Here is a 24,216-nt window from a genome sequence, read left to right as displayed (position 1 = left end):
TTGAACAAAGCGAGTTTACGGATTTTAGTAAGCTGGCGGTTTTCCAAGTCTTTTGGAAGACAGGCCTAGAATTTTTGGTACTTTTGTTTCCTGACAAAAGTACGAAGTAGGTATTGGAATTTTATTTTGTTTTCGTCTTAACATATGGAAGGGATGTCTAAATGTGTTTTAAAGCACTTGAGACATCCCTTCCATATGTTTATATTGTATGGTCTTGGTAAATACTTTCGCGTAAACTGACTAATTATACCTGGAATTTCCCGACCGCATCGCGCAAATCCATGGCCATTTTGGCCAGGGACTGGCTGGCGGACGAGATTTCTTCCATGGAGGCGAGTTGTTCTTCGGTGGCGGCGGACACTGTCTGCGATTCACTGGAGGTCATTCTGCTTAATTCATCAATTTGTTTAACGGCGTCAAAAATTTGCTGGCTGTTGATGGCCATTTGTTCGATTGCATCCGTAGTTTGCCGTACCTGGCCGGATACTGCGGATACCTGGGCTGCGATATCCTGGAAAGCCTGGCCGGACTGGTTTACTAAATCAATTCCCAGCGTCGCTTCTTCCGTCCCCGTTTGCATGGATGCCACTGCTTGATCGGTATCCTGTTGAATTTCACTGATCAGATTGGCAATCTGTTTGGCGGCTTCCTGGGATTGCTCGGCGAGTTTGCGAACTTCTTCCGCCACTACGGCGAAGCCGCGTCCCTGTTCACCGGCACGGGCGGCTTCGATGGCAGCATTTAGGGCCAGCAGGTTGGTTTGTCCGGCAATGCCGGAAATCGTATCCACGATTTGCCCGATTTCTTTCGAACGTTCGCCCAATTTAGTTACGACCTGGGCGGAAGCGGTGACACTGTCGCCAATTTGCTGCATTTGGTCAATTGCTTTTTTTACGGAATCGCTGCCGTCTGATGCTTTATCAACGGCCTGATCGGACTGGCTGGAAGCATCTACGGCGCTGATGGCAATTTGTTGGATTCCGGCTGATGTCTGATCGATTGCCGTGGTGGTGGTGTTAGCCACATCCAGCAGTTGTTCCGCGCCTTTGGCTACAACCGAGATTGATTCGGCAACCTGGGAGGCAGCCTGCGTTGACTGATCGGCGCTGGCGGTTAATTGTTCGGAAGAGGCGGCCAGTTGTTCGGCTGATTCATTGACCTGCTTTAAAAGCTGCCGGAGCGTAAGGCGCATATTTACCATGGCGTCGGCTAACTCTCCAATTTCATCTTTACGAAATATTCTTTGCGGTTTATCCCGAAAATCACCGCCGGCAAGTTCCCGGCAGATTAACACCATAGTATGGAGCGGGCGGGTGATGAGACGGGCGATGTACAGCCCGCTGAGCATCAACAGAATGAACGAAAAAATAAAAATGCCAAGCATGATATAGGCGGACGTACTTAGCGCATGCCGGCTGTCAGCGTTCATTTTTTCGGACAACTGGGCATAATAGTCGGCAAAATCCCGTAAATCGTCGAAAGCCGCAGTGGCAACCGGATCAACTTCCCTGACATAGAGCGTATAGGCTTCGGCATTTTTGTTTGCCATCGCCAGGCTGATCAGCTGCTGGCTGGCGGTGTTATATTTTTGCAGGCCCGTTTTGGTTGTTTCCAGCAATTCCTGTGCACGTGTATCCAGATGAGTCTTTTCTACTGCTGCCAGATTAGCGGCAATTTTAGCAGAGCGGTCTTCCAGAATCTTTTGCAGTTCCTGGCTTTTTTGCGGGTCGGTTGTGAGCATTAACTCCAATAGAGCGGAATTGGCGCGATTCAGATTGGCCCGGCTTTCACTCAGCAATTTTACGGGTATGAGGCGGTCACTGTAGATAGTGGACAGAGTGTCTGACAATTGATTTAAAAAATAATATCCGGTAAAGGCTACCAAAACCAGAGAAACCAAGGCAACACAGATAAGAACGACCAGCTTTACGCTTGTTTTCAGATTTATTAAAAAATTCACGAGACTCTTCCTCCTTATAGATTGAAAGTTTTTGTTGCGTGATGATGGTATAAGTGCAAAAAAAATGACAGGACTGCTTGGACAACAACACCTCCGTTTTCGAAACCACAGTTTCATATTAAGACCATATTCCTACAAAATTCGTCAATATCCTTTGTTTTTTTACTTGAATATGCGCACAATATCCAACAAATGATGGAATAAGCGTAAGGAGCACCTTTCAGGTTTTGTCTGCCTTTATTTACCGCTCATCAGTTTACAATAAATTGATATAATGAGGATGGATTCATTTATCTGGTAAAATGTGTAATTCGACAGAGGTCCATATTAATTTTGTAATCATACAATTGTTAAAACTGTATGAACATTTCGGAAAATGTAAGCTGCCGTTTGGATAGCCTTGAAAAATGGCTTGTCGGCGGGAATTTGAAATTTGTATTTTTGTATGGCACGGCACTTGCAATTATAGTAGGCAGAAGAGAGGTTATGTAATGGAGTTAAAGGAAAAGCTGATCAATATTGTACGCTCGGAAAACCCAAAGGATCCGTTTACCGATGTACGTTTGGCCAAGATGCTGTCAACCACGCGGGAAACTGTTACCGTGATTCGCAAAGAACTGAATATGGGAAATTCACGGGAACGGCGTAAACCTCATTTGAAAAAAGCGATTGAAGAGCTTTTGCGGCAAAACGGCAGGGCTACGATTGCCGATATAACCAAGCGGCTGATGGAGATGGGGTTTGATATTTCCCGTCATGTGGTGGAAGAACTTTGTAAAGAGACGGACCTGCTGATTGAGACTGCGGAAGAAGAACGGGAGGTCAAACCGCAGGAAGATCCGTTTAAGTCACTGGTAGGTTTCCGTGGCAGTCTGGAAAAACATATTAATCAGGCAAAGTCAGCCATTTTGTACCCGCCGTTTGGGCTGCCGACGCTGATTATCGGGGAAAGCGGTGTAGGTAAGACGCAGTTTGCCGAGTGTATGTATAATTTTGCCAAGCAAAAGAAGGTCATTGCCGAGCAGGTACCTTTCATTGTGTTTAACTGTGCAGACTATGGCGATAATCCGCAGCTGTTGTTATCACTGTTATATGGGTATAAAAAAGGCGCGTTTACCGGTGCCGACAGTGATACCGAAGGGTTGGTCGAGCAGGCGCACAACGGGATGCTTTTCTTAGATGAAATTCATAGGCTGCCGCCTAAAGGGCAAGAAATCCTCTTTTCTATACTTGATCGCGGCCGGTTTCGCAGACTGGGGGAAACCAAGGACGAGCGCCAGGTAAATATCATGTTTATCGGTGCGACGACCGAGAATATTGAATCCAGCCTGCTGTTAAGCTTCAGACGGCGCATACCCATGATCATTTCCATTCCATCATTGCAACAGCGTTCTTTTGCTGAAAAAGTGGAAATTATCTATGATTTTTTCCAGCAAGAATGTAACCGGGTAAACGAGAAGATTTTTGTCGAGGCCAAAGTCATCGAGATCTTGTCCCTGAAACGGTTTAGCGGCAATATCGGTCAGTTAAAAAGCACCGTCCAGGTGATTTGCGCCAGAGCCTTTATGAAATATATCGGCAAGGACAGTGAAGTCATCAGCATTGGTTATGAAGACGTGCTGGAGACCAACAGCATGCAGCACGATTTTGCGCTGGAAGACGTAAACATCGTAAAAGTCCGCAAGTACATTCAGGACATGATGTTTATCCCGTTCGTCAACAGTAAAGCAAACTTCATCAAAAATATGCAGGATGGTTCCCATTCTTTGCCGGAAGATTTCTACCGGCAGATCGAGCAAAAGTACAAAGAACTGAACAAATTCAATATGGACTATGCCGAAATCGAAGAAATACTGTGGACCTTTATTCTTAACAAATTTAACAATCTGGAACTCAATGTCAATACCAAAAACAAATACTTTTCACTTAATGAACTTGTCAATATTGTGGATAAGGATATTATCGATTTGGTGAAAAACCTGCGGCTGCAGTTGATTCAGGAGCATTTGTACAATGACGTCAATGAAAGCATTTTTACTCACCTGGCCATCCACCTGGATGAAACCATTAAACGCATCCGGCTGAAACAGCAAATTATCAATATTAATCTTGCTAAAATCAAGCAGGACTTCCCCAAAGAATACCATTTAGCCGTGCAATTTGCCGCACAATTGGCGCAAAGCAAGCAAATTGATATAACAGATGACGAAATCGGCTTTATTGCGATGTATATCAAAGCCGCAATTGAGAAAAAACCCTTTAAAAATCGGGTGAGTGTAGTAGTCGTTTCCCATGGACGCATTGCTACCGAAATCGTTAATGTTGTCAAAGAATTGCTGAGTGTAAATTTTCCGGTGGCAATTGACATGCCGTTAAATGAAATGCCTTCCATTATTTATGAAAAGATCATTGGCATATCCAAAATTATTGACGAAGGAAAAGGTATTCTGTTTTTGGTGGATATGGGTTCCCTGACCAATGTAGGGAAAATTGTTGCCGATAATCTGGGGATTCCCACCAGAACACTGGACCGGGTGGATTTGCTCACCGTCATTGAAGCCGTCCGCAAGGCATCCATTCCGGAAAATGAACTGGATGAAATTTACTCCAGCTTGGTGAAATCCCGCTTTAATTATCCGCTGCTGGCCATTGATGAAAGCAGTAAACCCCTGGCTTTGGTAGCGTTATGCCTGACCGGTGAAGGTACGGCCAGCCATATCCGCAAAACGCTGGAGGAAAAATACCCCAATGTGACCATATTTCAACTCAGTGTAATGGACGAACAGCTAAAGGGTAAAGTCCGGGAGATTCAGCAGAGTTATAAAATTCTGGCCATGATCGGGACTATTAATCCGGAAATTGAAGGGATCAATTTTATCGTTTATGAGCCTCATTTGCTAAAAAGCGGTCTGCGGGAATTCGACCATATCATTCATGCTCAGCATTTTGACGATTTAGCCGGTTTTGCGGCGGACGACCTTTTCGTGTTTGATTCTGACGCACGGTCGCAAAAAGAGCTGATCGAAGTGATGTGTTCCCTGCTGATTAATGAGGGGTATGTCAAGAAAGAATTTCTCGAATCGGTTTTTAAGCGGGAGGAGATTGCACCAACTTTTATGAAGGGCGGAATTGCGTTCCCCCATGGAGATTCGCTGGCTGTAAACAAATCGGCCGTTGTGGTGGCCCGGCTTGCGCAGCCTATTGCCTGGGGAAACGGGATAGCCGAGCTAGTTTGCCTACCGGCATTTAAGGTCAATGACAAAAAGATTGTCAAAGGACTTTTGCGGCCATTCCTAAATATGCAGTTGCTTGACGGCTTAAAGCATAGCCAGGACATTGTTCAGTTTAAACAAATGCTCTATGCAGAAATGAAAGGCAACAAATAGCCAGCTATACCAAAAACTTAAAAACTACAATCAAGGAGTGGGCACAAGATGTTGGATTTGGATTTACTTGTACTGGGGATGGAGGCGAAAACCTCAGATGAAGTGATAACACATTTAGGCAAATTAATGCTGGAAAAACAGTATGTAAAGGACAGTTATGTAGATGCTGTTCTGACGAGGGAAACGACGCTGCCTACCGGGCTGTCGATAGGAAATTTCTATGTGGCGATACCGCACACCGATTCTAATCATGTCAATCAGTCTACAATTGGCCTGGCGGCATTAAAAAAACCGGTGATATTTCGGTCAATGATTAATCCGGAAGAAAAACTGGAGGTAGAACTGGTATTTTTGCTGGCGGTCAAAGATCCCGCTTTACAGGTGAAGATGCTGAAGAACCTAATGGCCATCTTTCAGAACAAGGAATTGTTAATGAAAATCAAAGCGGCGGAATCCAAAGAACAGGCGGCAGAATTGTTGAATTGCCTTGCTGTGTAGTGCGGAGCATGAATTAAACTTAAGGAGCGTGTAAATGATGAGAAGCTTTAATGTATTATCGGTATGTGGTTCCGGGACAGTGACATCTTCCATGATTGCGGAAAAATTGAAAGATGCTATGGAAGAAAGAGGTATTACCATCATGGCCACCGAGGCTAAGCCAACGGAAGCGTTAAACCTGGCACAGAGCGGGAAATTTGATTTTATTACCCATACCAGTCCGTTGCCGGACGGCGATTATGGCATTCCCACCATTAGTGCCTTTGGTTTTCTAACCGGTTTTGGAGAAGATGAGTTTCTGGAAGAGGTGATGAGTGTTATCGAAAAATTGGAAAACAAATAAAAAACTATTAAATAAGGAGGAAAAAACATGTTTCTTGAAACACTAAAAGCGGTATTTGATACGTTTGGGGCTCCAATTTTTGTCCCAGTCATCATTTTCATTATCTCAAAAATACTCAAAGTGGACACGAAGAAATCGTTCTTTTCCGCCCTGTATGCCGGGGTTGGTTTGCAAGGCTTTACCATGCTGTTAAATGCATTTACTCCGATTATTACACCGGTTGTCAAAAAGATGGTGGAAGGCACGGGCATCCAGCTCCCCGTTTTTGATGTAGGCTGGCAGGCAACCGCCCTGGTGGCGTTCTCCACGGAAGCCGGGATGATTTTCCTAGGTATCGGGCTGGTAGTGCAAACCGTGTTGTTTTTAACCAAATGGACTTCGGTTTTTCAGCCGGGCGATTTATGGAACAACTATTCCTATATGGTATGGGGTTCCATGGTATATTTGGTAACGAAAAACATGGTGTTGGCACTGGGCTGCATGATTCTGCTCAATATGTACAGCCTGTTGATTGCCGAACTGATGGCCAAACGCTGGTCGACCTACTATAAATATCCGAACTGCACGATTATAGCCATGCATAACATCGAAGCCGCCATTTTTACCGTGGTTTTTGATCCGATTATGAACGCGCTGGGATTAAATAAGGTGAAACTCAGCCCGCAGGAACTGCAAAAAAAATTGGGCTTTTTCGGTGAACCGGTTTCTCTTGGGCTGTTACTGGGTATCTTTATCGGTATTATGGGTAATTTCAAAAATCTGGGAACTTTGGCAGCCTGGGGGCAGGTGGCCGTTATGGGGATTGCGACCAGTTCGATCATGGCGATTTTCCCCAGGGTAGCCGGCCTGTTTGCCCAAGCCTTCCTGCCGATTACCGAGGCAGCCAGAAAATCCATCAAAAAAGATACCAAAGCCCGTCAGTGGTTCCTGGGGGTCAATGACGCTACCGGGTATGGCGAGCCGGCTACTTTAATCTCCGGTATCATCCTCATTCCCATCATGGTATTTTTGGCTATTGCCCTGCCGGGCAACCAGGTGCTGCCGGTTGTCGACCTTCTGGCGCTGCCTTTCATGGTGCAGGGAATTGTGCCACTGGTGAACGGCAACATCTTTAAGGTTTTAATCACAGGGGCCATCTGGTTTAGTGCCGGTCTATACATGTGCACCTATACGGCACCGCTGTTTACTCAGATTTGCTCGACAGTAGGGGTTAACCTGCCGGTAGGCGCATTGCTCATTACCAGCTTTAATATTCTGGGCAAACCGCTTATGGGCCTGGTCTTCCTGGCCTTCTTAAGCCAGTCGCCGCTCTTGATTGCACTTTCAGTTGCCGTGTATCTGGTATTATACTTCCTGTTCAGGAAGAATAAAGAAGCCGTGTATGATTATTTAGATCAAAATGCGATGAAAAATACTGTGGATAATGGAAACTCCAATAATCCGGTCAATGCTTAACAATTGAATTTTTGCAAACAGGCCGCAGGACAGCACTTGTTGTTCTGCGGCCTGTTTGCATATAGCACGGATGATATTTTTGTTGCACTCGGTGGCCTCACACAATTCGTACATCATTCACAAAATGTAAGTCTTGGTTTGGAAAATGTAGCAGGACAGCCGCCAACGCCTGATTTTACGGAGTCGGCCAGGAAGATAGAATCATTTTTTGTTTGGCACAGGTTTTGCATAGATGTATATATGTTGGAATTGTCTTGCTTATTGGCGAAAGGAGAAGATGGCATGAAAGGAAAAATGAAAGCCGCTGTAATTCACGGCCTGAAAGATATCCGCTGTGAAAGGGTTGATATTCCGGCAATCGGCGGTCAGGACGTTTTGGTAAAAGTCAAATATGCCGGTATTTGTGGTTCGGATATACCGCGGGCTATGATTAGCGGGGCGCGGAAATATCCACTTATTCTAGGGCATGAGTTTTGCGGCGAGATTGCCGAGGTGGGGACGAAAGTAACCGGACTTGCCGTTGGCGACCGGGTAGCAGTGGCACCGTTAATTCCCTGCGGCACCTGCGAGTATTGCAGGGGAGGAAATTTCGGCCTGTGTGAGCAGTACAATATTATCGGTACCGGCAGTGACGGAGCCTTTGCCGAATACACGAAAGTTCCGGCCCGTCATATTTTACCGCTGCCCGACAGTCTGGATTATGAAACGGCAGCCGGAATTGAGCCGGCGACCATCGGTTATCATGGCGTGGCCAAAAGCGGTATAGCGGCCGGCGATACGGCAGTAGTGATGGGCTGCGGCCCGATCGGCCAGCTTACGCTGCAATGGGCCAAACTGTTTGGTGCCGCCAGGGTGATTGCGGTGGATATTTTCCCGGAAAAACTGGAACTGGCCAAAACACTGGGTGCCGACATCGTCGTCAATGCCCGGGAATGTGATCCGGTACAGCGTATTAAGGAAATAACCGGCGGCGGAGCGCAGGTGGCGTTGGAAACGGCGGGCAGCAAAATTACGCAGGAACAGGCCATTTTGGCGGTAAAAAAACATGGCAAAGTTGTCTTTTTAGGAATTTCCCATTCGGAACTGCTGCTGCAGGAAAAATCCATCGAGGCGGTACTGCGAGGGGAAATCAGCATTCAAGGTTCCTGGAACTCCTATTCGGCGCCGTATCCCGGCAAGGCCTGGCAAGCTACCGTGGAATTTATGGCTCAGGGTAAACTGGCCTTTAAACCGATGATTTCACATAAAATCAAACTGGAAGAGCTGGCCCGGTATTTAGACGATATTGCCAATCGCAGAATTTCCTTCAATAAGGTTTTGGTCGCACTGTAGCACCGGTTCGTTCTATCGTCTGGCGAAGAATAGTAAAAAGAGAGAGGGGATTACTATGCTGGAAGAGTTAAAAGCAAAAGTCCTGCAAGCCAACCTGGCTTTGCCGGAGTTCGGTCTGGTTAAATTCACCTGGGGAAATGTAAGCGGTATTGATCGTGAAAAAGGGCTGGTCGTCATTAAACCCAGCGGGGTTGACTATGAAAAAATGACGGCCGAGGACATGGTGGTGCTGGATTTGGAAGGAAAACAGGTTGACGGCAAGCTTAGACCGTCGTCCGATACGCCGACCCATCTGGTATTATATAAACGCTATCCGGAACTGGGCGGCATCGTGCACACTCATTCAACCTGGGCTACCATCTGGGCGCAGTCCGGTCAGAGCCTGCCGGCTTTGGGAACGACCCATGCCGATCATTTTTACGGCAAGGTCCCCTGCACGCGTGCCCTGACTGACCAGGAAATTTCCGGTGATTATGAAAAGGAAACCGGCCATGTCATTATTGAGACTTTTGGTCAGAAGGATATTATGGCTATTCCCGGTGTATTGGTTTGCAATCACGGCCCGTTTGCCTGGGGCAAAGATCCCGATGATGCCGTGCATAATGCCGTCATTCTGGAGGAGATCTGTCATATGGCTTACCACACTGTACACCTGAACAGTGCGGCGGGGTCGATCCAGCAGTCGCTGCTGGATAAGCACTTTTTACGCAAACACGGCAGCGGTGCCTATTACGGGCAGGCGTAGTACGGGACAATGCATACAACAAAAACAGCTTTCCGGGCACAAGGCGGGAAAGCTGTTTTTGTTTGGGGAGAAAAACCGATATAGTAAGACGAAGCAGTTGTTTCAGTTTTTTCTTCGTTGGACAGGAGGTAACCGTAAAAAACTGGCCCAGCGCAGGCTAACCTTTCTCGGTAATTGCCGGGCATAAATACGATGTCGTTTCACAACATGGGTTTGGCGCCGGTTAATACGGATAACAAGAGATTAATCCTTTATAACAGCTTCTGTATGATTTATAATGTAAATATACCAATGCAGATTTCAAGCCATGAATCCAGCCGTAAATAAATCAATAGACGCCATATACATGACCGGTAACCCACTGGTCTTTTTCTCCCATATTATTTAAATATATTTAAATAATAAAAATAATATCTTGAAAAGAGAGGTGGGGACATTAGGCAAGAGGCCCGGCGGAGCCGGATGCGTCCAAGTCTATAGTCAAAATAAGGAGGGGAGTCTATTGTTAACCAAAGAGCAGTATAAACAGGTCTTTCGCCAGCGGCTGTTAGCTTTGGCGGGAACCGGTCTGGACGAAGCGTCTACTTATGAAAAATACGCAGCGCTGGCCAGCCTGGTAAGGGACCATATCGGACAGCACTGGGTAGATACCACGCGTCGTTATGATGTGGAAAAACAAAAACAGGTTTATTATTTTTCCATTGAATTTTTGCCGGGGCGTCTCCTGGACAGTAATTTGCGCAGTTTGGGCCTCCGGGATTTGTGGATTGACGTGCTTGCCGAACTCGGCATTGATTACCAGGAACTGGCTGATGCCGAGCATGATGCCAGCCTTGGCAACGGCGGGCTGGGCCGGCTGGCTTCGTGCTTTCTCGAATCCATGGCATCGCTCGGATTGCCCGGACACGGCTGCGGCATCCGGTATACCTACGGTTTGTTTGAGCAGTCCATTATCAACGACATGCAGATTGAAAAGCCTGATACCTGGTTAAAAGACCTGAATATCTGGGAATACCGCAAACCCAATAAAGCGGTCGAAGTGCGCTTTGGGGCACCGCTGGGCGTTGTAAAAGCAGTTCCTTATGATATTCCGCTTATTGGCTATGAAAATAGTACGGTGAATACCCTGCGGCTATGGAGTGCCGAAGTACAAGACACCTCCGGTTTAAGCTATTCTAGTCTGGCTCCTGATGATTACCGTAAATTACTGGAATATAAGAACTGGGTGGAGTCTATTTCGCAAATTTTGTATCCCGACGACCGTTATGAAGAAGGACGCATCCTCCGGCTGGTGCAGGAATATTTTCTCGTATCGGCCGGCCTGCAGAGCATTGTCCGCCATATCAGGCGGAAACAGGGCACTGATCTTTCCACCCTGGCCGACCGGGTTGCCGTCCATATCAATGATACGCATCCGGCTTTAGCCATTCCGGAACTTATGCGGATTTTGCTGGACGAGGAAGGCATGGGCTGGGATGAAGCCTGGCGGATTACCACGCGCACTATATCCTATACGAATCACACCGTTCTGCCCGAAGCTCTGGAAAAATGGCCTGTTTCTGAAGTTCAGAGCCTGCTGCCGCGTATTTATGAAATCATCCATGAAATTAATGAACGGTTTTGCGCCGAGCTTTGGCAGCATTATCCCGGTGAATGGGGCCGGATTGCCGCCATGGCTGTAATTGCCGACGGATTTGTTAAAATGGCTCACTTGGCAGTTGCAGGCAGCTACAGCGTCAACGGTGTCGCCGCATTACATAGCTCCATACTGCAAAAAGACCTCTTACACCTCTTTTATCAGCACACTCCCGGAAAGTTTAATAATAAAACCAACGGGATTACGCACCGCCGCTGGCTTCTTGGCGCCAACCCCGGCCTGGCCGACCTGATAACCGATACGCTTGGACCCGGCTGGCTGCATCAACCGGCAATGTTGAAGAATTTGCAGGCCCATGCCGAAGACGCGGCATTTCAGGAAAAAGTAGCAGCAATCAAAACCGAGCGCAAGCAGCAATTAGCCAGGCTGATCAATGAAACCTACCACGTAGCCCTGGACTGCCGTTCTATTTTCGATGTTCATATTAAGCGCATTCATGCTTATAAACGCCAGCTATTAAACGTTTTACGGATCATGGAACTGTATAACCGGCTGCGGGATAATCCCAATCTGGATGTGCTGCCCCGGACCTTTCTTTTTGCCGGAAAAGCCGCACCCGGCTACTACCTGGCCAAAAAAATAATTCAGTTGATCAATGTCCTGGCGAGAAAGGTTAATGCCGATAAAACGATAAAAGACAAGATCAAAATTGTATTTTTGGAAAATTACGGAGTAACACTGGCGGAACGCATCATACCCGCCGCCGATGTCAGCGAACAAATTTCTACCGCCGGCAAGGAAGCCTCCGGCACCAGCAACATGAAATTCATGCTGAACGGTGCCATTACCGTGGGGACGCTGGATGGCGCCAATGTGGAAATCAGGGAAGCGGTAGGAGAGGACAATATTATCATTTTTGGCCTGACGGCCGGGGAAGCGGCGGAGTGCTACCGTACAGGACGGTGCAATCCCTTACCTATTTATCAGCAGGACGAACGGGTGAGACAATGCGTTAATCAGTTGATTGACGGCAGCCTGCCGGTCATTGGCGATGAATTCAAGCCGTTGTATGATTATTTGTTGCAGCCTAGCGGCCATTTTCTGGAGTTGCAGGATTTTGCCGCCTATGTTGAGGCGCAGCAAACCATTGATCAGCTGTTTCGTGACGAAAGGCAGCGCTGGAAAATGGCGATTACTAACATTGCTCAGGCCGGACGCTTTTCCAGTGACTACACCGTAAAGGAATATGCCGACGGCATCTGGCATATTCGTCCATCTTATTTTCGCGGCTAATCCCGGTTGTGTTATTAGCCGCACCTGCGTCCACCGGAAGACAGGAGAGGGGCTCAAATGGTTTTTTACCGTTTGGAGCCCCTCTCCTGTTTTTTGCGGAATATAACCAAAAATGCCAAACCGGGTTACAGCGGGCAGATAATGTTAAACGAGGACAGGGTGGCATGAATTGTTAAAATTATCTGAATTTGAAAAGCGGGCTTGCCGTACTGCCGGAAAAAGCGGGGAGAAAGTAAGCAGTGCCTTGCGGTCAGAGTATATTTTGTTTGGCATGATATTTGCAATAAATATAGTTGAATCGCTGACAGCAGCACTTTTTCTCAGGCCATCACAGCGGCTGCACAATGGAAAATAACGAACGGTCAAAGGAGGGTTTAGGCGTAGTGAATTTTAGTCAATTACTAAATGAAAAATTAATGCAAGTCCCCCTGCGGGCGGACGGGCGGGAAGAAGCTTTTGCCCAACTGGCGCAGGGTTTACAGCACTATGGTTATGTCAAGGACAGTTATTTTAAGGCACTGCTGAACCGGGAGAGCACCTTCCCTACCGGATTGTGTACCGGTGAAATCAATGTGGCTTTGCCGCATACCGATGTTGAGCATGTTCTGCAGCCGGCCATCGCGGTGGGGGTGCTGGAAAAACCGGTCCGCGTTGCCAGTATGGACAATCCGCAAAAAGAAATCGATGTTTCCATCATTTTTATGCTGGCTTTAAAAAATGCGCATGATCAGCCTAAATTTCTCGAAAAGCTGGTGGTTTTATTCGGGAATAAAGTATTGCTGCGCTCACTGTCAGCAGCAAAAGATGTGAAGACAGCCTATCGGCTGCTGCTGGCCGCACTGGCAGGTTAAAGGAAGGGAGGGGAGTTACGACCGAACCGGCGGGGATGAAAAAAGTAGGGAAAAATAAGAGGGGGTTATGAAAATGGCTGGTGAAAAACGAATTTTGGTGGCTTGTGGAACGGGAGTATGTACTTCGACAATGGCAATTAACAAACTGAAAGATGCACTGGATAAGAGAGGAAAATTGAAACTGGTAAAAATTAATCAATGCAAAATTGCCGAGCTTGCTTCCATGGCGGGAGAAAATGATCTGGTAGTGGCAACGACACAGGTATCGGCCAAAATCAATATTCCGGTTGTGCTGGGGACGGCGTTTTTAACCGGAGTCGGCGTTGATCAGGTAGTAGAAGAAATCATTGGCCTTCTCAAGATTTAATAAGGGGGATGGGGTTATGGAAATTATCAATTATATTGTCAGCCTGGGTGCCAGTGTAATGATGCCGATCATCATTACCCTCCTGGGAGTGTGTCTGGGAGCGAAACTGAGCCGGGCTATCCGCTCCGGCCTTACGGTTGGCGTGGGGTTTATCGGCCTGAATCTGGTTATCGGACTGTTGACCAGTACGCTGGGGCCGGCCTCGCATACTATGGTGGAAAGGCTGGGGCTGCATTTAACCGTGATTGATGTGGGCTGGCCGGCAGCCGCTGCGATTGCCTTTGCCTCTACCGTGGGAGCCATTATTATTCCTATTGGTTTGGCCGTCAATATTATCCTGCTGCTTACCAAGCAAACCAGAACGATTGATGTGGACATTTGGGATTACTGGCATTTTGCTTTTACCGGTGCTTTGGTAACAGCCGCGACGGATAGTATTCTATGGGGTGGTTTTGCTGCCGTCGTGAACATGATCATCGTCTTTTATCTGGCGGACTGGACGGCTCCCGGTGTAGAAGAATACAACAAGCTGCCCGGTGTTTCGCTGCCGCATGGCTTTTCGGCCGCCTATGTTCCGATTGCCCTTGTCATTAATAAGCTCATTGATATGATTCCCGGCGTAAGGGATATTAAGGCTGATCCGGAGACGCTGCAGGAAAAGTTCGGCATATTCGGTGAGCCGATCATTATCGGCAGTGTGCTGGGCTTAATCATCGGCATTCTGGCCGGCTATGACGTAAAAACCATTCTGACCGTAGGTATTACCATGGGCGGTTGTCTGGTACTGATTCCGAAAATGGCAGCCATGCTGATGGAAGGACTGCTGCCCATATCCGACTCAGCCCAGCAGTTTATCCAAAAACGGTTTAAAAATGCCGGTAAAATTTATATCGGCCTGGATTCGGCCGTAGCCATCGGTCATCCGGCTTGTATGGCGGCCGCACTGGTGCTGGTGCCGATCACCATCGTGCTGGCGGCGGTACTGCCCGGCAATCGTGTGTTGCCCTTTGCCGATTTAGCCGTTCTGCCGTTTATGCTGGCCATGGTGGTTCCGGTTACGAAAGGAAATGTGTTCCGCACCTTTATTGTCGGTTTGGTTATGGTAACGGTGGGACTTTTGATCGCCACCGATATGGCTCCGCTGCATACCCAACTGGCCATCAACGCCAATTTCCAGATGCCCAGCGGAGCTACGCAGATTGCCTCCATTTGTGACGGTGCCAACCCGCTGACCTGGGTGATTCTGCAGCTCACCGGACTCAAAGGGGCCGGTGTGGCCGTCCTGGCAGCGGTCATTGCCGCTATGGCCTATCTGAATATCAAAATAACCAAACGCCGGAACAATAAACAAAATATGGAAGTGTAACGCTACAGGTGTTTTCCGGCAGAAAGACCGGGAAACACCTGTAGCAAAGAAAAGGGAGGAAAAGATTATGTTGTTGGAAAATCTTCGCAAAGAAGTGCTGGAGGCTTCACTGCAACTGATCCGCTACGGTCTGGTAACCCTCACCGGGGGGAATGTAAGCGGACGTGACCCGGAAACCGGGTATATTGCCATCACTCCCAGCGGAATGGATTATGAAGGACTGGCGCCGGAAGATATTGTAATTGTTGACGGTGACGGCAATACGGTAGACGGAAAATGGAAAGCCTCGGTTGATACCAGGGACCATCTTTATCTGTACCGGCATAAACCCAGCCTGTATGGCATCATCCATACCCATTCTCCCTATGCCTGCAGTTTTGCCATGCTGCATCAGGAAATACCCTGCTGCAGCACCACGCTGGCCAATGAAGTGGGCGGGAGTGTGCCCGTTGCCAGGTATACCCCGGTAGCGGAAAATGCTATCGGCCCGGCAGTCATGGAAGTGATCGGTGATAAAAATGCCTGCCTGCTGGCTAATCACGGTGTCATTGCCGTCGGCAAATCGGTCAGACACGCTCTGGTAGCGGCGGTCATGCTGGAGGACGGCGCTAAAGTCTATCATCTGGCAAAATGCAAGGGAGAGCCGATACCGCTGGAACAAGCGGAAATTGATAAAGCCCGCAACGTCTTTTTGTACACTTACGGGCAAAACCAGTAAGCTATATGCTTACGTAATTTACATAAACATGATAACATAGAATGGGGAATCCTAGTTACAATATCTAAGCTTGCAAAGGGGAGATTGCTGTTGGGGTAAAGGAAGAACGGTTGTGCAGATTGATTGACAGTGAAGATAAGAAAAATCCATATACCGATGAAATCCTGGCCAAGCAGCTGGCAATCTCACGCAGTGAAGTAACCCTATTGCGGCAGAAGCTGAACATCCCTGACTCCCGCGAACGCCGGCGCCCGCTTTTGTATGCCGGCATCCGGCAGATTCTGGCGAGTAATCCGGAAATATCCAAGCGGGGTGTAACCGAAAAGCTGAAACACTTAGGGTTTTCCGTGTCACGGTTTACGATTGAGCAGCTGCTGCATCAGCCGGCGGCATTAACCAGTGAACCTGCCGCCCAGTTGCCTTCATGCGGGCAGAAGGAACCGTCCGGCAGGGAGTTTGCCGGACGGGCTTTCAGCAATTTGATCGGCCAGAAAGGAAGCCTGTTTCCTGTCATTGAGCAGGCTAAAGCCGCTATCCTGTATCCGCCGAGAGGACTCCATACTCTGCTGCTGGGGGCAACCGGGGTTGGCAAAAGTGATCTGGCGGAAGCGATGTACCGGTTTGCCGTTGATTCGGGAAAACTCCCGGCCCACGCTCCGTTTGTCGTCTTTAATTGTGCCGATTATGCGGATAATCCGCAATTGCTGCTTTCACAGTTATGCGGACACACCAAAGGGGCCTTTACCGGTGCCGACCGTCCTAAAGCCGGACTGATTGAAAAAGCCGATGGCGGAATCCTTTTTTTGGATGAGGTGCACCGGCTGCCGCCGGAAGGACAGGAAATTTTATTTTATTTAATTGATAAGGGATTTTTCAGACGGATGGGAGAAACCGAAAGCCTGCGGGAGGTCAGTGTGATGCTGGTCATGGCCACAACGGAGATACAGTCGGCGGCTTTGCTGGCCACCTTTCGCCGGCGCGTCCCGATGGTGATTGAACTGCCGAGTCTACAGGAACGTCCGCTGGCGGAACGTCTTTCTCTCATTCAGTATTTCTTTAAACATGAAGCCCAGCGCACCGGCAATGCGTTAAGCATTGATGCCGATGTGTTAAAATCACTGTTGTTGTACGACTGTGTCGGCAATATCGGACAACTGTCGGCCGATATACAGGTTGCCTGTGCACGGGGATTTTTGAATTTAATCACCAGCGGCAGTCAAACCATCAGCATTACTATGGCCGATCTGCCGCCCCATGCCCGCCGCGGTTTGTTAAAAGTACGTCATCAACACGACAAGCTGGATAAACTGCGTATTGCCAACTGTGAAATCCTGCCGGGAAAAGAGAATATGGTCTATATGGATGAACTGTATTCCCTGCCGCGGGAAATCTATTCTTATATTGAAGAGCAATATGAAAGCCTGTCACGCCAGGGCGTTTCCCAGAAGGAAATCAACCGGATCATCGGCGCGGAGCTGGAGGCTAAACTTTGGAAATGGATTAAACGGGCGGATGAATCTTCCGAACCGGTCATCAAGGCGGACTTATATAAAGTGGTGGGGCAGCCGATCGTAGACATTGTGGAGCGCATGCTGGAAAAGGCTGCCGGTATTTTGACCCGTCCTAAAGAACGCATTGTTGTCGGGTTGGCGATTCATTTGACGGAAACGCTGAAACGGCTGAAACAAAACAAACTGATTATCAATCCTCATTTGGAAAAGACCAGGGAGGAGTATGCCGGAGAATTTGCCATTGCCCGGGAGATGGCGGAATGTTTCCGGGAGCATACCGGCATCAAATTGCCGGAAGAGGAAATCGGATTTATTACCCTGTATCTGACGATGTATTGCCGGCAGGATGTGGAAGGACGGGTTGGAATCCTGGTCCTGTCCCACGGGCATGTGGCGGCAGGAATGGCGGAGGTTGCCAACCGGCTGCTGGGAGTCAATCACGCCAGAGCGGTGGAAATGTCGCTGGATGAAAGGCCGGAGACGGCATTGGAACGCACCATCGAGATTGTTCTGCAGATTGATGAAGGAAAAGGCGTGCTGCTTTTGGTGGATATGGGGTCGCTGGCTAAATTCGGCTCTCAGATTACCGAACTGACCGGTATCCCGGTTCGTTCCGTGGGACCGGTATGTACCATGATGGTGATCGAAGCCGTCCGGCGGGCTTTGCTGCCGGAGGCTGATCTGGACGAACTGGCGGATACGCTGGCTCCGCAGTATTTGTACAATGAAAATCCTGGCCTGGAAGCGTTGGCCGGCCAGGCGGCAGATAAAAATAAAGCCGTTATGTTAGCCGTCTGTATTACCGGGAAGGGTGCGGCCGTGCAATTACAGCGGGAATTGGAGCGCCGGTTGACCGCCCGGCAGTCCGGCATGGAAATTATTTGTCTGGGGTTGGCCGACCGGCAGGCTTTTATCCGGCAAGTCCGTGATATTACCCGCAGTTGTACGATCAAAGCCGTGATTGGCACGCTGGATCCCGGGCTTCCAGGGGTTCCTTTTATTACGGTGGATCAGGTGCTGAACGGCAAATTTCCGGCTGTGCTGCAGCCGGTGACGGGCCCCGGGGCGACCCTGGCCGGAGTCCTTCAGGAAGAGTTGATTTTTTTCCCCGATCCGGAACTGACCAAGCCGCAAATTATTGAACTATTGACCGGAAACCTGCTTTCGCGGGATCTGGTTAAGCCGGAATTTGCCACTGATGTTGTCAAGCGTGAATTGATCGGCGTGCCGGTTCTCAGCTTGCGGGTGGCCATTCCGCATGGCGAGGATCCCCGCTATGTCAAGCAGACGGCTATCGCCCTGGCCATCTTTCCCGAGGCTGTTCCCTGGGGGGAAAATTACCGGGTTAATGTCGTTTGCTTAATGGCGGTGGCGACCAACGGAAAGGAGATCGTTCAGGAATTGGGGGCGAAGCTTACCGACGAGGGCATCCTGGCAAGATTGCTGGAAGCAACCCAACCCAGCGAGATAAAGCATATCTTACTGCAAGGCTGAGACAGATTGCCGGCAGTTTGCTAGGTAATCAGGATTTGTTTCGTTCTCCGGTCTTACCCGTCCGTTCTGGAAAAAGACGGTCCGAAGAATTTTTGGTACTTTTGTTTCGACAAAAGTACCAAGTGGGTATTTGGCAATATGTTGTTGTTAAGCTATCAAAGGGTATTTCAACAGGCGTTAGCCTAGTTTGAAATACCCTTTTTATTTTTGCGTCATGGAGGTCCGGAAAAAAGAACAGCATATTCAAAGGGCGTTCCAACTCTGCAGTCCGACAATAGGCAATGAGGGAGTTTCAGAGTGACAATCAAACAGTAAAGGAGAATAAGGATATGTCGATTTCTTCCGTTAACGATAGTAGTTGGTTATATGAGATCTACTACCGGAACAGTTTTAGTAATACGCAGGCCGGCAGTGCCCAGTTTACGAGCGGAATAGCCGATTCCGATGAAACAAGCACGACGCTGGACAGCGATGCAGCTCAGTCTTTATTCAGCGGTGTAATGAGCCAGGGAATTCTTCCGGTGGCCACAAGTGAAAGTGGTATGGAAGAAAACTCACTGCAAACCCAGTTGGATGATAGCGGGCAGGATGCCGTGTCAGGCTTGACGGCTTTAGCTATGATGCCGCCGGCACCTCCAATGATCATGCCTGCGGAAACGTCGGCCGAAACCGGGGATACGGTTTCCGGCGCGACAGAGAAAAACCAGGACACCATGTCACGTATGATGCCGCCTCCTCCGAACGATATGGGAAGCCTTTCCGGCAGCAGCGAGGATACGGAAGACACCACCAACAGCACTTCCCTGTTACAGCAGGTGCTGAATATGGCGGTTCAGTCCTATGAGAACACGGGTACTGCCTGGGACAGTGCTTCCTGGAGCAGCTAATATAAGCGCATTGATATAGAGTGCTATTTCACTTTACTCCCTTAGATCATCCGGCAGACAGACATGCTGCATGCCGGAGTAAAAAAGCAGAATGCCGCCCCGGCACGGGGCGGCATTCTGCTTTTTGTGTTAGCGTATGATCCGGTGTTTCTGGAAATAGCCGCAAATCAGCACGAGCATAACCAATGTGATTTGCAGCAGGGTTTGATATTGTGCGGCGAAATGCTGTGTGGCCGGATCGGTGATAATCATTTCCGATGCCGCATACCCTAAAATGCCGGCACCGGCATAGATAATTACCGGGAAGTTATCCATAAGCCTGGTCAATAGCTGTGCTCCGAACATAACCAGGGGGATACTTGCCAATAACCCGAGGATGATCAGCGCATACGTGCCTTCCGGTACCGTATTGGCAACGCCGGCCAGTGCCAGCACGTTGTCAAGACTCATGATTACATCGGCCAGCACGATCATTTTTATGGCTTCCCGCAGGCAGGATGCCTTGTGACAGGCTACCGTCCCGCTATTTTTATCCATAAGTTTGATGGCAATCCATAACAGTGCCAGACCGCCGGCGAAACGGAGATAGGGAATATGGAGCAGGGCGGCGGCGGTAAAGGTCAGAATGATTCTCATCCCGACGGCGGCAGCGCTGCCCCAGCGAATGGCCAGCTTGCGTTCCCGGGGTGGGAGATTTTTACTTGCCAGAGCGATTACGACGGCATTATCACCGCTAAGCACTAAATCGATCAGCATGATGCTGCCGAGACCCAGCAGCCACTGCAGGTTCAGATAGTGCAGGTAGTCTTCCATGGCTATCGCCTCCAAAAATAAAAGACCTTTCCTCATCAAATAGAGTCAAGGTCTGGCTTACAACAAGAAAATTGCCAGCATTGCCGGGATGCAACATCCGTGATTGACGACATATACTGTAAGGCTACTCCCCTTGTATTGTTAAACTGTAAAAATAGTACCATACCGCCAGGATGTTGTCAACACTGACCGTCCATACAGGTACGATTGATACTGTTGTGAGGATTTTTTTCAAAGGATTTTTGAAGAAAATACAGGGATTTTGTCAGATAAAAAGAAATATAAACATATATTTCGTATTTGTGACAAAAATTTTGTGGCAAAAAAATGAAATGGCGGGATCGTACTATGCCTTCTTCCAATGAAATGATGACCCAAGAGGAAATTGAAGCCTTAATGTCTTCCATGAATCATCCTTCTTCAGAAAAAAATACCGAACCGGTACAAGCTCCTCGGCCTGACGGCCGTGCAGCCGACGGGCCGATGAGCCAGGAGGAAATCGAGAAATTTTTGGACATGATTGCCGATCCGAAGGATGCCGGCAAAAACGCTGCCGGTCCGGTTGCCGGCTCAACAACTGAAACAGCGTCGGCTGGTCCGGCGGGTCAGCCTGTTTCGCCGTTGCCGGACGTTACGGAAGAGAAAGGTCCGGCCTCCGGGAATGGAGAAATGACGACGGAGACGGACAAGCCGCCTGCAACTGCAGCAGACGCGGGAGAAAATAGTGCAGTAGCAGTGCCGGCTGGGGGGAATACACCGGTACAGGCCAAGCCGGCCGCCGGCTGGTTTTCCCGGTTTTTTCAAACTTTGTCTGCTGCCCTGCCGTTTTTAAGCAGAAGCAGGGTAAAAAAAGAAGGACAGGCATCACTGGCGGGTGTTATGCCGGGCAGCTTTAGCCGCAGCTACGTCCTGGCACTGGCTGGCGGGGTTGTGCTGATTATGGTTTTAAGTCTGGCTACCTTTCTCGGGTTCAGTTCGTATAAAAATGTAAGCCGGAGTGAGTCTCCGCTTGAGCGTCAACTGGATGCTATGGGGGTCGCTTTTACTGAAGATGATTTTGTTAAATATGCGGGAAGAGGAGACCGGCAAGTGGTTGATTTATTTTTACAAGCCGGTATGCCGGTTGATTCGCACCGGAAAAGTGATGGTTACACACCGCTGATGGCGGCCGCTTCCTTCGGCCGGCTGGATATGGTCAAGACCCTGCTGGAACAGGGAGCCGTAGTAAATACTAAAAACTCGGATGAAGGTACGGCACTGCTGCTGGCTGTAAAATACAATTATCCCGAGGTGGTTACGGCCTTGCTGCAGGCCGGGGCGAATGTCAACACACGGGATTTGTACGGGAATTCCTTAACATCACTGGCGTTAATTCATAAAAACCGGCAAATTATTGATGCACTGCTCAAGGCAGGTACTCCCGGTCTGGCGGAAGAGCTGGAGAAACTGCGGACCGCGGACAAAGCGCAACCGGGCTCAGCGGGTAAAGCGTCTGAAGCGGCCATTGCGCCGGAATATTTGCTGGACAGCGGCAGGGCCGGTTACGCAGGGATTGGGAAAACGGTAGAAAGTCTGTATCTTAACTATGACCGCAGCTTAGTGGTCTTTGAAGCGGAAAACCGTGACGGAATACCGTACCCCGTCGTTAAAGTGTTTGCCAATGACCGGAAAGCGCCGGCTATGATTTTGAGTGTTTCGATCAGCCGGCAGGGACAACGGCAAGCCATTGACGGGATCAGGGTCTATGATGAGCGTTTTCAAACCAGGGACGGCATCGGTATCGGCTCCACGCTGGGGGATATGCGCAAAGCCGGGGTCTTAAACGGCATCAAGCAAATTGACCAGTCGCTGTATGCCGTAGCCCAGGAAGCGGGGCTGTTATTTGAATTGGAGGTTTCGCTGGCCAATATGCCCGATAAATGGTTTCAGACGGGCGATATGAGCACCTTGCCGGATGGAATGAAGATTCACGGGGTGTTGCTGCAATGATATAGGGTTATGTTTACTAACCACAAAGTACGCAGAGTGGAAAGTCTCTGAGGTGCTTTGTGGTTAGCTGTCTGCCGGAGTTTTCTTCCTTTGCAGGCAATCGTCTTATGATTGACAATTGGCTTGATTTTCCACTATAATAAAAGAGCTTGACTGTATAGTCAAGCCGTTGTAATAGAATTAAGGAGGAAGTATGTTATGGCAGGGAACAAATTATGGAAAAAGCGTTTGGCCGCTGTCGCTGCCGGGGGTTTTTTCTTCTTCAATACAGCCGTTGCACTGGCTGCGCCGATGGAATTGTCGCTGGAAGAGAGTATTGCTTTGGCTCTGAAAAATAACGATGCGATTAAAATTGCCGCTGCAGGCAGGGAAAATGCCGTCTGGCAGGTAAAAGGGGCCGAAGCCGGTAAATCGGTCACCGGTACTTTCTCTCACACGTCCAGTCATGCCAGCTATACCTATTCGTACCCTACGGCCGATGGCAATCGTTTTGGCAATGATGTGACGCTCACCTGGAAACCTTACACCGGCGGGTCTCTGGAAAGTGAGATTAAACAGGCTAAATTAGGGCTGAAAGAAGCCGATCTGGATCTGGACAGCGCCAGGCAGCAGGTGAAATATAATGCCGCCAGCAAGTACTTCGCCATGCTGGAAACACGTAACCTGGTGCAGGTAAATAAAGAATCGGTGGAAAACTTGTCTGCCCACTTGGCCAATGTCCGGGCCCAGTATGAGGTGGGGACGGTGGCTAAAACCGACGTACTGCGGTCGGAAGTGGAGCTGGCCAATGCCCAGCAGGAGTTGATAAAAGCTGAAAATAATTATCAACTGGCCATATCCAATCTTAATAATGTAATGGGGTTGCCGCTGGATACCGAACTGCAGTTAAAGCAGGAACTGGCGTATGAGAAATATACGCTGCCAATGGAAGAGTGTATCGGCTATGCTCTGGAAAACCGGCCGGAACTGGTGAAAGCCGGTGTTACCCAGGACAAAGCCAAGGAAGCTATTACGGGAGCCAAGAGCGGGTACCGTCCCACCGTGGCGGTGACAAGTACATATGAATGGAAAGATACCGATTTCCCGGGAGATACCAGAGATCATTGGTATGTGGGGGTAAGCGCCGACTGGAACTTTTTTGACTCCGGCATTACCAAATCCAAGGTGAAAGCGGCTCAGGCCTCCTATGAACAGAGTGGTCATTCCCTCAAGCAGACCAAAGATAATGTGCAGCTGGAGGTCCGCCAGGCTTATTTGAGCATGCGGGAGGCGGAAAAACGGATTGAAACCAGCAAGGTAACGGTCGACAAGGCGGAAGAGGATTTTAAAATTGCCAAAGTTCGCTATACCGCAGGCGTTGGCACCAATCTGGATGTGATGGATGCGCAGGTGGCGCTGACGGAAGCCAAAACCAACTATGTCCAGGCTTTATATGACTACAATACCAACAAAGCCGATCTCGAGATGGCGATGGGTGTACCTGTTCAATAGAGCCGGGAGGTTTCTTATTGTAACAGAGCAGTACTTTGTAAGCCAGGGAGATGTCTCAATTAGGTTGATACACCGGTTGAGACATCTCTTTTTTTTGATTGGGTATAGGATAAGACAGTC

18 protein-coding genes are annotated in these 24,216 nt (G+C 48.8%); 16 read left to right on the top strand and 2 right to left on the bottom strand.

Features of this window, described 5'->3' with window-relative positions:
- Positions 1-244: 244 nt before the first annotated feature.
- The gene (locus P22_RS03200) at positions 245-1,960 is read right to left on the bottom strand and encodes a methyl-accepting chemotaxis protein (protein WP_054258758.1); all 1,716 of its coding nucleotides are present in this window, start codon (positions 1,958-1,960) and stop codon (positions 245-247) included.
- A gap of 491 nt (positions 1,961-2,451) precedes the next feature.
- Here P22_RS03200 and P22_RS03195 point away from each other — a divergent pair, with 491 nt between their 5' ends.
- The 14 genes from P22_RS03195 (at position 2,452) to P22_RS03130 (ending at position 19,803) form a co-directional block, all read left to right on the top strand.
- Complete coding sequence (locus tag P22_RS03195) at positions 2,452-5,346, top strand: sigma 54-interacting transcriptional regulator (protein ID WP_054258757.1); 2,895 nt, start codon at positions 2,452-2,454, stop codon at positions 5,344-5,346.
- Between the two features lie 48 nt (positions 5,347-5,394).
- The gene (locus P22_RS03190) at positions 5,395-5,844 is read left to right on the top strand and encodes a PTS sugar transporter subunit IIA (protein WP_054258756.1); all 450 of its coding nucleotides are present in this window, start codon (positions 5,395-5,397) and stop codon (positions 5,842-5,844) included.
- A gap of 37 nt (positions 5,845-5,881) precedes the next feature.
- On the top strand, positions 5,882-6,187 hold the full coding sequence (locus P22_RS03185) for a PTS sugar transporter subunit IIB (RefSeq protein WP_054258755.1): 306 nt from the start codon (positions 5,882-5,884) through the stop codon (positions 6,185-6,187).
- 27 nt (positions 6,188-6,214) lie between these two features.
- Positions 6,215-7,642 carry a PTS galactitol transporter subunit IIC gene (locus P22_RS03180; protein ID WP_054258754.1) on the top strand — a complete coding sequence of 476 codons (1,428 nt, stop codon included), beginning with the start codon at positions 6,215-6,217 and terminating at the stop codon, positions 7,640-7,642.
- Between the two features lie 282 nt (positions 7,643-7,924).
- Positions 7,925-8,974, top strand: a complete 1,050-nt coding sequence (locus P22_RS03175) for a galactitol-1-phosphate 5-dehydrogenase (RefSeq protein WP_054258814.1) — start codon at positions 7,925-7,927, stop codon at positions 8,972-8,974.
- A gap of 55 nt (positions 8,975-9,029) precedes the next feature.
- Positions 9,030-9,719, top strand: a complete 690-nt coding sequence (araD, locus tag P22_RS03170) for an L-ribulose-5-phosphate 4-epimerase (protein WP_054258753.1) — start codon at positions 9,030-9,032, stop codon at positions 9,717-9,719.
- A gap of 502 nt (positions 9,720-10,221) precedes the next feature.
- Entirely contained in the window at positions 10,222-12,609 is a 2,388-nt protein-coding gene (locus P22_RS03165) for a glycogen/starch/alpha-glucan phosphorylase (protein WP_054258752.1), read from the top strand.
- A gap of 169 nt (positions 12,610-12,778) precedes the next feature.
- On the top strand, positions 12,779-12,964 hold the full coding sequence (locus tag P22_RS03160; protein ID WP_054258751.1) for a hypothetical protein: 186 nt from the start codon (positions 12,779-12,781) through the stop codon (positions 12,962-12,964).
- Positions 12,965-12,992: 28 nt separating this feature from the next.
- The gene (locus P22_RS03155; RefSeq protein WP_235814539.1) at positions 12,993-13,460 is read left to right on the top strand and encodes a PTS sugar transporter subunit IIA; all 468 of its coding nucleotides are present in this window, start codon (positions 12,993-12,995) and stop codon (positions 13,458-13,460) included.
- A 73-nt stretch (positions 13,461-13,533) separates the two neighbouring features.
- Complete coding sequence (locus P22_RS03150) at positions 13,534-13,827, top strand: PTS sugar transporter subunit IIB (RefSeq protein WP_054258749.1); 294 nt, start codon at positions 13,534-13,536, stop codon at positions 13,825-13,827.
- A gap of 16 nt (positions 13,828-13,843) precedes the next feature.
- Positions 13,844-15,193 (top strand): PTS galactitol transporter subunit IIC, encoded by a 1,350-nt coding sequence (locus P22_RS03145; protein ID WP_054258748.1) that lies wholly within the window; start codon positions 13,844-13,846, stop codon positions 15,191-15,193.
- Between the two features lie 67 nt (positions 15,194-15,260).
- On the top strand, positions 15,261-15,911 hold the full coding sequence (locus P22_RS03140) for a class II aldolase/adducin family protein (RefSeq protein ID WP_235814537.1): 651 nt from the start codon (positions 15,261-15,263) through the stop codon (positions 15,909-15,911).
- A 110-nt stretch (positions 15,912-16,021) separates the two neighbouring features.
- Entirely contained in the window at positions 16,022-18,916 is a 2,895-nt protein-coding gene (locus tag P22_RS03135; protein WP_235814536.1) for a sigma 54-interacting transcriptional regulator, read from the top strand.
- A 329-nt stretch (positions 18,917-19,245) separates the two neighbouring features.
- Positions 19,246-19,803, top strand: a complete 558-nt coding sequence (locus P22_RS03130; protein WP_054258746.1) for a hypothetical protein — start codon at positions 19,246-19,248, stop codon at positions 19,801-19,803.
- A gap of 129 nt (positions 19,804-19,932) precedes the next feature.
- On the opposite strand, the gene P22_RS03125 is transcribed toward P22_RS03130, so the two are convergent.
- On the bottom strand, positions 19,933-20,616 hold the full coding sequence (locus P22_RS03125) for a TerC family protein (RefSeq protein WP_054258745.1): 684 nt from the start codon (positions 20,614-20,616) through the stop codon (positions 19,933-19,935).
- A 327-nt stretch (positions 20,617-20,943) separates the two neighbouring features.
- On the opposite strand from P22_RS03125, the gene P22_RS03115 reads away from it, so the two are divergent.
- Both P22_RS03115 and P22_RS03110 read left to right on the top strand, forming a co-directional pair.
- On the top strand, positions 20,944-22,605 hold the full coding sequence (locus P22_RS03115) for an ankyrin repeat domain-containing protein (protein ID WP_082378379.1): 1,662 nt from the start codon (positions 20,944-20,946) through the stop codon (positions 22,603-22,605).
- Between the two features lie 198 nt (positions 22,606-22,803).
- On the top strand, positions 22,804-24,096 hold the full coding sequence (locus P22_RS03110; RefSeq protein WP_054258742.1) for a TolC family protein: 1,293 nt from the start codon (positions 22,804-22,806) through the stop codon (positions 24,094-24,096).
- Positions 24,097-24,216: the final 120 nt, after the last annotated feature.

Source organism: Propionispora sp. 2/2-37, from assembly GCF_001298735.1.
Taxonomy (GTDB): domain Bacteria; phylum Bacillota; class Negativicutes; order Propionisporales; family Propionisporaceae; genus Propionispora.
The sequence above is the reverse complement of the archived record's forward strand: the minus strand, read 5'-3'. Positions and strand labels throughout refer to the sequence as shown.

What these genes read in the sequence shown, in the direction of transcription:
- P22_RS03195 (WP_054258757.1), top strand. Translation starts at nt 2,452, where the DNA reads ATGGAGTTAAAGGAAAAGCTGATCAATATTGTACGCTCGGAAAACCCA.
- P22_RS03190 (WP_054258756.1), top strand. Translation starts at nt 5,395, where the DNA reads ATGTTGGATTTGGATTTACTTGTACTGGGGATGGAGGCGAAAACCTCA.
- P22_RS03185 (WP_054258755.1), top strand. Translation starts at nt 5,882, where the DNA reads ATGAGAAGCTTTAATGTATTATCGGTATGTGGTTCCGGGACAGTGACA.
- P22_RS03180 (WP_054258754.1), top strand. Translation starts at nt 6,215, where the DNA reads ATGTTTCTTGAAACACTAAAAGCGGTATTTGATACGTTTGGGGCTCCA.
- P22_RS03175 (WP_054258814.1), top strand. Translation starts at nt 7,925, where the DNA reads ATGAAAGGAAAAATGAAAGCCGCTGTAATTCACGGCCTGAAAGATATC.
- araD (WP_054258753.1), top strand. Translation starts at nt 9,030, where the DNA reads ATGCTGGAAGAGTTAAAAGCAAAAGTCCTGCAAGCCAACCTGGCTTTG.
- P22_RS03150 (WP_054258749.1), top strand. Translation starts at nt 13,534, where the DNA reads ATGGCTGGTGAAAAACGAATTTTGGTGGCTTGTGGAACGGGAGTATGT.
- P22_RS03145 (WP_054258748.1), top strand. Translation starts at nt 13,844, where the DNA reads ATGGAAATTATCAATTATATTGTCAGCCTGGGTGCCAGTGTAATGATG.
- P22_RS03140 (WP_235814537.1), top strand. Translation starts at nt 15,261, where the DNA reads ATGTTGTTGGAAAATCTTCGCAAAGAAGTGCTGGAGGCTTCACTGCAA.
- P22_RS03130 (WP_054258746.1), top strand. Translation starts at nt 19,246, where the DNA reads ATGTCGATTTCTTCCGTTAACGATAGTAGTTGGTTATATGAGATCTAC.
- P22_RS03125 (WP_054258745.1), bottom strand. Translation starts at nt 20,616, where the DNA reads ATGGAAGACTACCTGCACTATCTGAACCTGCAGTGGCTGCTGGGTCTC.
- P22_RS03115 (WP_082378379.1), top strand. Translation starts at nt 20,944, where the DNA reads ATGAAATGGCGGGATCGTACTATGCCTTCTTCCAATGAAATGATGACC.
- P22_RS03110 (WP_054258742.1), top strand. Translation starts at nt 22,804, where the DNA reads ATGGCAGGGAACAAATTATGGAAAAAGCGTTTGGCCGCTGTCGCTGCC.